General features: G+C 64.6%; 8 protein-coding genes. 1 reads left to right on the top strand and 7 read right to left on the bottom strand.

The features are described 5' to 3' along the window. Positions 1-214: 214 nt before the first annotated feature. Together AC1Q6V_RS27590 and AC1Q6V_RS27585 are read right to left on the bottom strand one after the other, a co-directional pair. On the bottom strand, positions 215-1,408 hold the full coding sequence (locus AC1Q6V_RS27590; RefSeq protein WP_454750486.1) for a CaiB/BaiF CoA transferase family protein: 1,194 nt from the start codon (positions 1,406-1,408) through the stop codon (positions 215-217). A 41-nt stretch (positions 1,409-1,449) separates the two neighbouring features. Beyond that, entirely contained in the window at positions 1,450-2,349 is a 900-nt protein-coding gene (locus AC1Q6V_RS27585; protein ID WP_231881348.1) for an enoyl-CoA hydratase/isomerase family protein, read from the bottom strand. Positions 2,350-2,420: 71 nt separating this feature from the next. Between AC1Q6V_RS27585 and AC1Q6V_RS27580 the strand changes: the two genes are divergently transcribed. Continuing rightward, on the top strand, positions 2,421-3,275 hold the full coding sequence (locus tag AC1Q6V_RS27580; protein ID WP_454750487.1) for a LysR substrate-binding domain-containing protein: 855 nt from the start codon (positions 2,421-2,423) through the stop codon (positions 3,273-3,275). Between the two features lie 14 nt (positions 3,276-3,289). Here the strand turns inward: AC1Q6V_RS27580 and AC1Q6V_RS27575 are convergent, their stop codons facing one another. From AC1Q6V_RS27575 to AC1Q6V_RS27555, 5 genes are all read right to left on the bottom strand, one after another. After that, positions 3,290-4,336, bottom strand: a complete 1,047-nt coding sequence (locus AC1Q6V_RS27575; protein WP_010810604.1) for a Bug family tripartite tricarboxylate transporter substrate binding protein — start codon at positions 4,334-4,336, stop codon at positions 3,290-3,292. A 50-nt stretch (positions 4,337-4,386) separates the two neighbouring features. Beyond that, the gene (locus AC1Q6V_RS27570) at positions 4,387-6,249 is read right to left on the bottom strand and encodes an acyclic terpene utilization AtuA family protein (RefSeq protein ID WP_010810603.1); all 1,863 of its coding nucleotides are present in this window, start codon (positions 6,247-6,249) and stop codon (positions 4,387-4,389) included. 79 nt (positions 6,250-6,328) lie between these two features. Beyond that, positions 6,329-8,431 (bottom strand): acetyl/propionyl/methylcrotonyl-CoA carboxylase subunit alpha, encoded by a 2,103-nt coding sequence (locus AC1Q6V_RS27565; RefSeq protein ID WP_454750488.1) that lies wholly within the window; start codon positions 8,429-8,431, stop codon positions 6,329-6,331. Positions 8,432-8,446: 15 nt separating this feature from the next. Beyond that, positions 8,447-9,613 carry an acyl-CoA dehydrogenase family protein gene (locus AC1Q6V_RS27560; RefSeq protein ID WP_010810601.1) on the bottom strand — a complete coding sequence of 389 codons (1,167 nt, stop codon included), beginning with the start codon at positions 9,611-9,613 and terminating at the stop codon, positions 8,447-8,449. Between the two features lie 87 nt (positions 9,614-9,700). After that, a complete protein-coding gene (locus tag AC1Q6V_RS27555; RefSeq protein WP_234788214.1) occupies positions 9,701-11,254 on the bottom strand; it encodes an acyl-CoA carboxylase subunit beta in 1,554 nt (517 codons plus the stop codon). Positions 11,255-11,554: the final 300 nt, after the last annotated feature.

Raw genomic sequence — 11,554 nt, 5'->3', positions numbered from 1 at the left:
TCGCAACTCCAAGATAACAGTGGTGGGCTTGTTGGCCCTTTTTGTTTCTAAACGGTCACGCAGATCGGCGATGAACCTTTTTTTTGCCGTGAGCGGAGCGGTATTGCCGAGGCCGCTGCAGCAGTCAACAGCAAAAAAATCGCTCCGACCGATGGCCGGATTTCAGTGCGGCCAAGATGTCGCCAGTGTGCGGCTCCGCTGTCGGGGTTGCACCTTACGGAGTGCGCTTGCGCTGAAGCGCCACCCCCTGCTCGAGCAGCTTTTCGATCTGTGATTCCGTAAGGCCCGCCTCGCGCAGCACCTCCACCGTGCTCGCGCCGATCTCTTGCGGAGCTTCACGGTACGTTGCCGGCGTGCGGCTAAGCTTGACCGGCGAAGCGACCGACTTGAATTTTCCAATTTCAGCCACCATGCCCCGGTGTGCCGTGTGCGGGTGGTTCAGCGCCTCGACCACGTTGTGGATGACACCGCACGGCACGCCAACTGCCACCAGGCATTCGAACAGCGACTGCGCTTCGAAGCGGCCGAAGGCGGCCTCAAGATCGCGCTTGAGCTCGAAACGATGCACGGCTCGCTGAGCATTGGTTGCGTAGCGCGCATCGACCGCCAGTTCCGTTCGGTCCACCGCTTCGCACAGCCGCTGAAACTGGCCATTGTTGCCGACCGCGAGATAGATGGGCTCGGTGGCAGTGGCATAGGTGTCGTAGGGCGCGATGTTCGGATGGCCATTGCCAGACCGCATCGGAGCCTTGGCGGTGAAGAGCGTGTTGATGGAGTGTGGGTATAGGGAGAACAGAGCGTTGTCATACAGTGCCGACTCAATGGACTGTCCTTTACCGCTGCGCTCACGCTCATGCAAGGCCAACAACACCCCGATCACGGCGCTCAGACCAGTCGTCACATCGACGATCGGCACCCCAACGCGCGTGGCCGTTCCATCCGGGTCACCGTTGATGCTCATGATGCCACCGAGCGCCTGTACCGCGGCGTCGTAGCCGGGCAGCCCACCGAGCGGCCCCGTCGCACCGAAGCCCGTGACACGACAATGGATCAGCCTTGGAAAGCGCAAGGAGAGCACGTCGTCGTACCCCATCCCCCAACGCTCCAGGGTGCCGACCTTGAAGTTCTCGATAAGCACGTCCGCTTCGGTGAGCAGCTGCATCAGTACTTCGCGTCCTTGCGGCAACGCGAGGTCGAGGCACACAGTGCGCTTGTTGCGATTGATGCCCGCGAAGTACGAAGCCATGCCAGCCTCATTAAAGGGCGGCCCCCAGGTGCGCGTCTCATCGCCCATCGGACCTTCCACCTTGATCACGTTGGCACCGTGATCCCCGAGGATCTGCGCACACAGGGGACCACCAAGTACGCGGGACAGATCCACGACCTTCAAGCCTTCCAGCGATGCCATGATTTCCAACCTCCGAAAAGTTGACGTTCGACGCGTGTGGTTCAGTTCGCCGCAAGCGGCGGCAGTTCGGCCCCCACGTTCCAGAGCGCCGGCCTGCGCTCTCGGGCGGCTGTCACGCCTTCCACCGCTTCGGAGCGCATCTGCTGCGCAAACTTGACGGAGGCAGTGTCCAGGTAGTGCGTCAATGCCTCGTGCGACTGTGCCGAAAGTGGGCGCATCTGCGTCAGAAGGCACTTGGTTGCAGCGCTGGCTGCGGGTGCCGTGGCAACGACGGATCCCAGAATTTCCCGCACGCGCGCAGGCAACGCCTCCTCGGATTCGGCAAGGTAATCCAGCAACCCGAGACGGTGGGCCTCCGCGCCATCGATCCGTTCACCGGTGAGCATGAGGCGGCGCGCTACTTGAACGCCAATGCGTGCGCTGACGAAAGGCAGGATTTGCCCGGGCACCAGGCCAATACCGGCCTCTGGAAAGCCGAACCGGGCCGCGGGTGAACCGATGGCGATATCCACCGCGCATACAAGGCCCGCACCTCCGCCCATGGCTGCGCCGTGCACACAGGCCACCGTGACCTTCGACGACCGGATGAGCCGGGCAAGGAACTCGCCATAGCGCCGGTTACCCACCGCGATGGGATCCTGGCCATCCGCGCCGGGCTTGACCGCCAGGCGGTCCGAGATATTGCCGAGATCCCCACCAGCACTGAAGGCCTTTCCCGCTGCGGTGAAGAGGATGATCCGCACGTCATCCATTTGCTCGGCCTGATCAACCGCCTTTGACAAGGCCGCAACCATGTCGGCGCCCAGTGGATTCCTCGCATCGGATCGGTTAAGCTCGATGCGAAAAACGGCTCCGTGAACGACGGTGCGAACGAACGGTGCGTCCGTGATGACAGACGGCCCTGTAGCTTCGATGGGTGTGGAGGATACGCTGGAAGTCACGCTGTTCAATCCTGAATGTTAATGTTGGGAATCACGACAACTTGCAAGCGGCAGCCGCAACGCTATTCGACATGAGCTTTCGCAACCTTGACATCGGCCTGCTTCGCACGTTCGTTGCCGTGGCAGAGAAAGAAAACTTCGCTGTGGCGGCAGAGCAGGTCTTCCGCACCCAGGCGGCCGTGTCGCAGCAGATGCAAAAGCTGGAGACCGCGCTCGACTGCGTGTTGTTCGAGCGCGTTGGACGCAGCAAACGCCTGACCACGGCGGGCACCAGGCTCCTGGACTACGCGCGTCGCATCGTCGGCCTGAACGATGAGGCTTATCGCGCCATGACCCAGAGAGCCTTCGACGAACCGGTGAAAGTCGGAGCTTGCGCGGATGCCGTCGACTCGCTCATTCCCGAATACCTGAAGATGTGTGCAGAGGTTTTTCCCGGCCTGCGCGTGGACATCCAGGTTGGCCGCCGCCGTTGGCTGACCTCGTCCCTGCGCCGCGGCGAGATTGACCTGGTCGTCATGCTTGACCCTGTGCCCAACCCGGAGTTCGATCAGGTCGTGCTGCGCACCTCTCCCGTAACCTGGATCGCAGGCGCGCGATACCACCATCAGCCCGGCGCGCCGGTACCGCTCGTGCTCATCGAGGGGGCCTGTCCGCTTCATAGCATGGCAATCAAGTCCCTGACGGACGCGAACATCCCCTGGCGTGTCGCTTTCCAGACCTCGACGCTGGCCGGTATCCGGGCGGCATTGCGAGCGGGCATGGGGGTCACGCCTCGCACCGTGGAGATGCTGGCTCCTGACCTGAAGGTCCTGGACCCTCACGCCGGCATGCCAGCGCTGCCGACCATCAGCTACCGGCTCTATGCGCGCACCGACAAGCTTAGCGAGAGCGCACTGGGCATCAGCCGCCTGATCTCGCCGCGCTGAACGTGCTACGGGCTTCATGGCTGCTGCATTCCCGCGTCAATGATGATTTTTCCCCAGAGCCTGGTGTCGCGCCGCTGCAACTCCTGCAGATGCATCGGGGCAACCTTGGCCGGAATCAGGCCCTTGCCGATGAGGAAATGACGACCATCGGGCGAGTCCAGCGTATCGGCGATCCAGCGCGACAACAGCCTGGCCACAGGCTGGGGCGTCGACGCGTTAGCGCTCCAGATGCCGATCCACGAACTGACGTCAAAGTCCGGGAATCCGCTTTCCGCCAGTGTCGGCACATCAGGTAATGACTGCACTCGTTCGGAGCTGGAGATTGCCAGGGCGCGCACGGTTCCGGCCTGGATCTGCGGCAGCGCGGTGACCATGTCGCACAGGTAGTAGTCGAACTGGCCGCCAAGCAGGTCCGTCATGGCCTGGCTGCTGTTCTTGTACGGAACGCTGACTGCCTTGACGCCTGCTCGTTGCTTGAACAACTCCCCGCTGATACGGCCTCCCACGTTGGCGCTCGCAAAGGAAAGCGGATTGCTCTCCTTCCTGGCCCATGCCAGGAACTCCTTGAACGTTGCTGCGTGAACACGCTTTGGATTCACGAGCAACACGAAGGGTGTGCTGGCCATTGTGGCCAGCGGCGTGAAGTCCGCTTCCGGGTCATAGGGAAGTTTGCGGTAGATGGTGGCGTTTGCCGCGTGCGTCGATGAGCCGGACACCAGCAGCGTGTAAGCATCGGTCGACGCGCGGACTGCAGCGTCGGCTGCAATGTTGCCGTCAGCACCGGACTTGTTTTCTACGATCACGGGCTTGCCGGCACGCCTGGAGAGTCCGTCGCCCACGAAACGCGCGATGCTGTCCGAAGCCCCGCCGGCGCCGTAAGCAACGATGATGCGCACCGGCTTGTCGATGCGATCAGTGCCGGGAGTGGACGTTGGCTGGGCGCTGGCTGCAGCGCCCCACAGGATGGCACCCAGCGCGCTCACGGCGACGCGGCATCGTCGCTTGGCGAGCCGCCGCGTGGTGCTCTGAGCTTGGTAGTCTGGTTGCTGTGTCGCTTGCATGGCTCATGTCTCCTGGTTCGTTGTCGGTCGCAAAGTGCCCTGCCGCCCGGTCAAGGTGTGGGCGCGGTCCCCGCTGTCCCCGCCGCCGTTTCTGGCAGAAGGTCCGCGGGACATTCGATTTCCATGTCCAGCAGCATCTGTGCATAGCACTTGCCCAGCGGATCGGAACGCAGGCTGCAGGAACCACCGCCACCCAGTGCCTTTTCCAGTACAAAGTTGAAGGCGCCGATTTCCGGCAGTTCGTAGCGTTTCACCGGGCCTTCAATCAGATGCGCAAAGTAGTCGCGTACCCTCTGCGCCGTCGCCTGCGCGCTGACCACAGGCAGCCACGCAGGATCGCGCACCATCAATCCGATGTTGGCATCGTTGCCTTTGTCGCCGCTGCGCCCGACCGCCAGTGTGCCGAGCGGAATACGCACGAGGCCGCGCGCGTCCTGCCGCGGCTCGTCCCCAGGCGGTCTCCGGGGCGTGTGCGAAGTCATTGCCGGCCGCTCCGAGGGCACACCACACGCCGGCACCGCCACCGTTGTCGCCGGCTCGTCAGCCAGCCTCCATTGCACCGTCACCTCCTGCTTGGGGAGCAGGAACGAGGCCGTGCGGATCACACTCTGGATATCCGAACGCCCGCCAAAGTGGCTGCGCGTTCCCGGCCCCATGGAGGTGCCGGCTGACGCCGCCTCCTTCTGCAAGAACGTCAACGCTTGCTTGTCATCGTGCTGGGCAGCAATGCGCAGCACCACCTCCCGGCTGTCTCGTACGCGACGATGCGGCCCGTACATGGATTCGGCGCCTAGCAACTCCACCAGGGTGTCGCTGTAGTCGGCATGGCCGGCCTTGGCCATCAGGCCGCGGCTACGCGCCAGCAGCGCTTGCGCCGTACGCTCGGCCTTCTCCAACGCCCGCTGTCCGCGAATGGCCATCATCAGTGCAATCTGGTAGCCCTGCTGGTAGGTCGCTGTCACCTTGTAGCAATCGCCGGGCGCCCTTCCCCGCGCCCCACTGACGCGCACGCGGCCGCCACTGGCTTCGAAGCCCGGCAGGTCCTCGATGCGGACCTCGGAGAAATCGCAGACCACATCAGGCAGCGCATAGGCCTGCGGATCACCGATCTCGTAGAGCAGCTGCTCGCCCACGGTCTGGCGCGTCACCAGTCCGCCCGCGTCACACGGCTGGTAGAGCTCGAATACGCCGTCGGCTGTCATGCGCACCAGCGGGTAGCCAATGTTGGTCCAGTCCGGTACGCGCTCCCAGTCCGTGAACAGCCCGCCCGTGGCCTGCGCCCCGCACTCCACCAGGTGGCCTGCAAGGCTGCCCTGCGCCAGCCGGTCGTAGTCCTGCATCGACCATCCGAACTCGTGGATGGCAATGCCAAGCAGCGCGGCGCTATCCACGCAACGGCCGGTGACGACAATGTCCGCGCCGCCGTCCAGTGCCTCGGCAATGGGCAGGGCACCGAGGTAGGCATTGGCCGACATCAACCGCGGGAGGCTGGCATCGGCCTCGTCACCGGGCCAAGGCAGGAATCTCCCCTGAAGTGCCAGCACGTCGTCGCCGGATACGATCGCCACCTTCAGCTCCAGCCCTTGCTCTCGCGCCAAGGCAAGGATGGCATCGCGGCAGCCTGCCGGGTTAAGGCCGCCTGCGTTGGACACCAGGCGCACCCCATGCTGCTTCAGAGCCCGCAGGTTGGGCCTCAGCGCCGCGCTGACAAAATCCGTTGCATAACCCAGCTCCGGCGCCCGAAGGCGCGCTCGCTGAAGGATCGCCATGGTGGTCTCGGCCAGGTAGTCGAAGACGAGGTAGCCCAGTTCCGGCTCCTGCAGCAATTGCGGGACGGCAATCTGCGAGTCGCCCCAGAATCCCGATGCGCCGCCAATGACAACCGCGCGGCCGGACTTTGCGTTTTGGCCCATTCATGCTCTCCTGTAGTGTGTGCGGACGTGTTTGTGGTCGTGCCCCGCGGGTCCGATCTGCGTTTCGGCTTCCGTGCAGTCAGGTCGCCTCCTGGGCTTGGACGGCACCCTCCTCGGCGCCCGCGCCGACTTCGATCAGCACCTGGCCGGCATTGAGCTGCATACCCTCCTGGACAAGCAGGCGCGCAATGCGTCCCGTGCTTGGCGCGGCCAGGGGCATTTCCATCTTCATGGACTCCATGACGGCCAGGGTCTGGCCTCGCTCGACGGCGTCGCCCTCACCCACCATGACGGCGATCACGCGCCCGCTCATCGGCGCCCGCACGCTGCCTCCCTGCGTCTCGCCGTCGCTGGCCTCGAAGCGCGCCAGCCGCCTGAACACGAAGGTATCCGCGCCATCCTGCAGCCACCATTCGTCGCGCCGAGGCGAATCGCACAGCAGCTGGCGGTACACGCCATCGACGGCCAACCCGAGCGTGCCGCCATGTCTCCCGGCTGAGCCGGCGATCGGCGCCCAGTGCACATTGCCGACGCTGCAGACAGGCTCGTCGTCACACGCTTCGGAACGCTTCCCGTCGCGCGCGGGCACCGCTGCGCCAGCCCGGAAGCTGATGAGAACTTCGCCCCCGTCATCGGACGGCCGCAGTTCGACTGCGCTGGCCGTCCCTTGCGCGGCGGCGCCTGCGTTGAGCGCATGGGTCGCGTCCACGAGCCACAACGCCCGCGTCTGCGCCGGGCCAGCCGGCAGCCGGCGAATGCCAGATGACTCGCGGCCGACTGCGCCTGACAGCAGCAAGGCCGCCGCGGCGCGTGCATGCACCGACGGCTGTGCTCGCCAGGCCGGGCCGCCCATGTCTTCGCCCGCCAGGAAGTCGGTAGTGACTTCACCGGTCACGAAGCGTGAATGACGCAGACAGCGGGCGAGCAGGCCAAGGTTCGTTCGGACGCCCAGCAGCGCCGTGCGCTCGCAGGCCCGGACCAGGCGGTTGATGCTTTCCTCGCGCGTCTCGCCCCAGGACATGATCTTCCCGACCATGGAGTCGTAGTCGGAACCGATCTCCATGCCGTCCTGCAGCGCGCTATCAACGCGGATGTCGGGCGACGGCCGCCAGACGTCGACGCGGCCCACCTGAGGCAGAAAGCCCGCCGCAGGGTCCTCCGCACACAGCCGCACCTCGATGGCATGGCCGCGCATGCGTACATCCTCCTGCCCGAACGCGAGCCGCTCACCCTGGGCAATGCGCAGTTGCTGCTCCACCAGGTCCAGCCCCGTGACCAGTTCTGTCACGCCGTGCTCAACCTGGAGCCGCGTGTTCATCTCCATGAAATAGAAGCGTCCTTTTCCGTCAAGCAGGAATTCGAGCGTGCCGGCGCCCGTATACCCGATGGCCTCGCAGGCGCGCACAGCGACCTCTCCCATCGCGCGGCGCAGCTCGGCGTTCACCGCGGGCGAAGGGGCTTCCTCGATGAGCTTCTGGAAGCGCCGCTGTGTCGAACAGTCGCGCTCACCGAGGTGCAAGCAGCGACCATGTTCATCGCACAGCACCTGGATCTCGATGTGTCGTCCCCGTTCGATGGCGCGCTCGATGATGATCTCGTCAGAGCCGAATGCGCCTGCCGCCTCGGAGCGCGCCTGTCGCAGCGCCGCCAGCAAGGTCGAGGCATCGCGCACGACCCGCATGCCGCGGCCGCCCCCGCCTGCCGCCGCCTTCAGGATGACCGGGAAGCCGATGCGCTCGACCGCAGCGATTGCCTCCTCGTCGGTCGCGCAGCCCTGTTCTCCTGGCACAGTCGGCACGCCGGCTTTCTGCATGGCGAGCTTTGCCTGGGCCTTGTTTCCCATCAACGCAATGACGTCTGCAGAGGGCCCTACGAAGGTAATTTCCGCATCGGCGACCGCCTGCGCGAACTCCGCGTTCTCAGACAGGAATCCATAGCCCGGATGTATCGCCTGGGCTCCGGCGCGCCGGCATGCCTCGATCAGCGCATGGGCATGCCGATAGCTGCGGGCAGCCTCGGCCGGTCCAATGCGCACGGCCAGATCGGCCTCGCGCACGTGGAGGCTGCGGGCATCGGCGTCCGAATAGACGGCGACCGTGCGCAAGCCGAGCTTGCGCGCGCTGCGCAGGACCCGCAGTGCGATTTCTCCGCGGTTGGCGACAAGCAGTGTGTCAAAGCGCATGTGACTCTCCGTTGATCAGGCCGCCCGTTTCGGCAGGATCCCCATGTGCTTGCAGATGATCGTCAGCATGATCTCGTCGGCTCCCCCGCCAATGGAGATCAGCCGCAGGTCCCGCCAGGCGCGCGATACACGGTTGTCCCAGGTGAAGCCCATGCCGCCCCAGTACTGCAGGCAGGAATCGGTCACCTCACGGCACAAGCGGCCGGCCTTGAGCTTGGCCATGGATGCCAGCTCGGTCATGTCGCCGCCCGACATGTGCACCTGTGCCGCGCGGTAGATAACGGATCGCAGCAGCTCGACTTCCGTCTTCAGCTCAGCCAGCCGGAAATGGACCGCCTGGTTGTCCAGGATCGAGCGCCCGAATGCCTTGCGCTGACGGGTGTATTCAATGGTTTCGTTGATCGCATTGGTGAGCGCGGTGACCCGGCGGGTAGCGCCACTGAGGCGCTCCTCCTGGAACTGACGCATCTGGTAGGTGAAGCCCATGCCCTCATCTCCGATGCGGTAGCGCTGGGGCACGCGAACGTCGTCGAAAAATACCTGGGCGGTGTCGGAGGACCACATGCCGACCTTCTTGATCTTGTTCATCGTGATGCCGGGACGCAGCTTCCCGCCTTCCCTCAGCGGCAGGCAGATGAGCGACTTGTTGCGGTGGATATCTCCATCGCTGGTGTTCGCCAACAGGCACATCCAGTCGGCTTGCAGCCCGTTCGTGATCCACATCTTGGAGCCGTTGATCACATAGTCGGAGCCATCCTTGCGCGCCGTGGTCTTCAGCGATGCCACGTCCGAACCGGCACCCGCTTCCGACACGCCCAGGCACACCACGAAGTCGCCCGCGACGGTCGGCTTGAGAAAGGTCTCCCGCAATTCGTCGGAGCCAAATCGCGCCAGCGCCGGAGTTGCCATGTCAGTCTGCACCGCGATGGCCATGCCGACGCCGCCTGCGCTGATGCCGCCGATGGCCTCGCAAAAGGCAATCTCATATGAGTAATCCAGCCCCATGCCGCCGAATTCCACGGGCTTGTTCACGCCGAGATAACCCGCCGAGCCGAGCTTCTTGAACACTTCGTGCGCGGGAAAGATTTCGTCAGCCTCCCATTTTTCGACATGGGGTTCGATCTCCCGGTCGATCAGCTTGCGTACGCTATCCTGCAGCGCGATGTGGTCGGGGGTCATCATCTTTCGTGTCTCCTTGTGGTTCGAAGGGATGGGGCGCGGCAAGCCGGCCGGCACGCGAAGGTGCCGGCGCGCAGCGCCGCCTTGTGGCTAGAGGCGGGCGACGCCGAACTGCATCGGTTGCACGGTGCGGTGCTTCGCCTGTTCCACCGTGGCCAGGGCCATGCCCAGCCAGGACCGCGTGTCTCTCGGGTCGATGATCCCGTCATCGAGCAGCAGGCTGCTGGTGTGGATCGCGCTGGATTGACGATCGAAGGTAGCGACGATGTCGCGGCTCTCGGCCTCGATCGCCCGTTCGTCGGCGGAGTTTCCGCTGCGGCGGGCGGCGTTCTCGGCGACCAGCCGCATGGTCATGGCGGCCTGCTCGCCGCCCATGACCGCCGTGCGCGCATTCGGCCAGGAGAAAAGGAAGTCGGGGCGAAAGGCGCGGCCGCACATGCCATAGTTGCCGGCGCCAAAGGACGAACCGCACAATATGGTCAGGCGCGGCACCGGCGCATTGGACAGCGCCTGGATCAGCTTGGCGCCGTGCTTGATCATCCCCGCCTGCTCATGCTCGCGCCCGACCATGAAGCCGGTGATGTTCTGCAGGAAGACAAGCGGCCGGCCCAACTGCACGCACGACTGGATGAACTGCGCCGCCTTGGTGGAGCCATCGCAGTCGAGCGGCCCATTGTTCGTCAGGATCCCCACGTGGTGCCCCTGGATACGGGCATGACCGCAGACGGTGTGAGCCCCGTACATCGCCTTGAATTCCCTGAAGCGGGATCCATCGACAATGCGCGCAATCACTTCGCGCATGTCGACGGGCGTGCGGGTGTCGACCGGCATCAGCCCCAGCAGGTCCCCGGCAGGCTCAAGGGGCTCGTCCCAGCTCTCGCCGCCCGGCACATCGCGCCAACCGATCGTATCCATCACCTCTCGCAGGCAGGCAATGCCATCAAGATCGTTGTCGGCGACGTGGTCGGCGAGGCCGGAGACGCTGGCGTGCATGTCGGCCCCACCGAGCTCCTCATCGCTCGCCTCCTCGCCTGTCGCGGCACGCAGCAACGAGGGCCCGGCCAGGTACGCATGGGCCTGGCGCCGCACCATGATGACGTGGTCGGAAAGTCCCGGCAGATAGGCACCACCAGCGGCCGAAGATCCATGGATGAGAGACACCACCGGCACGCCGGCCGCGGACAGCCGCGCCAGGTTGTAGAACATGCCGCCACCCACGACGAAGCGTTCGACCCGGTATTTGCGCAGGTTCCCCCCCGCGCTTTCGACCAACTGGACAAATGGCAGCTTCTGGGCAAGCGCAATCTCCTGCGCCCGAATCAGCTTCTGGCCGGTCAGCGCCTGCATCGCACCGGCGCTGATGCCCGAGTCGTTTACCGCGATCATGCAGCGCACCCCCTCGATATAGCCGATGCCGACTATGAGTGCCGCACCGGGTACGCTGGTGGCCGGGTCCGGATCTTCGAGGCCGCAATACCCGGCCAGGGTCATGAGTTCAAAGAACGGGCGGTCGGCGTCCAGCAGGTGCGCCAGCCGCTCCCGTGGCAGCAGCTTGCCTCGGGCATGAAATGAATCTGCCGCCCTTGCAGATTTTCTGACCGTCCGTTGCTCCAGTTCCCGCACCTGGCCCAGCATCGCCAGCATGTGCTCACGGTTGCGTTCGGCGCCTGACGTCAAAGGACGTGCGCCTGAAATCGTTGCGTCCTGAGTGATATTGTTCTCTGCCATCTTCTGCCCTTGTGGCCATCGCATGCTGGCTCGTACGTGGATTCGAAGCGTGTCTGACTGCTGCATGATGGCCTCCTGGCACGAGAGCTTCCAGTTAGAAATTCATCCCGATTTGATAAGAAAACCTTATGTTTTCTCGTGGAAGTGCCTCACGCGGGAACGTGCAGCCGCACTCGCCGCCTGCCATGCCATGGCATCGCGTCGACAGCAGCAGAC

This window comes from Cupriavidus sp. GW823-FHT07B10 (assembly GCF_058794355.1).
The sequence above is the reverse complement of the archived record's forward strand: the minus strand, read 5'-3'. Positions and strand labels throughout refer to the sequence as shown.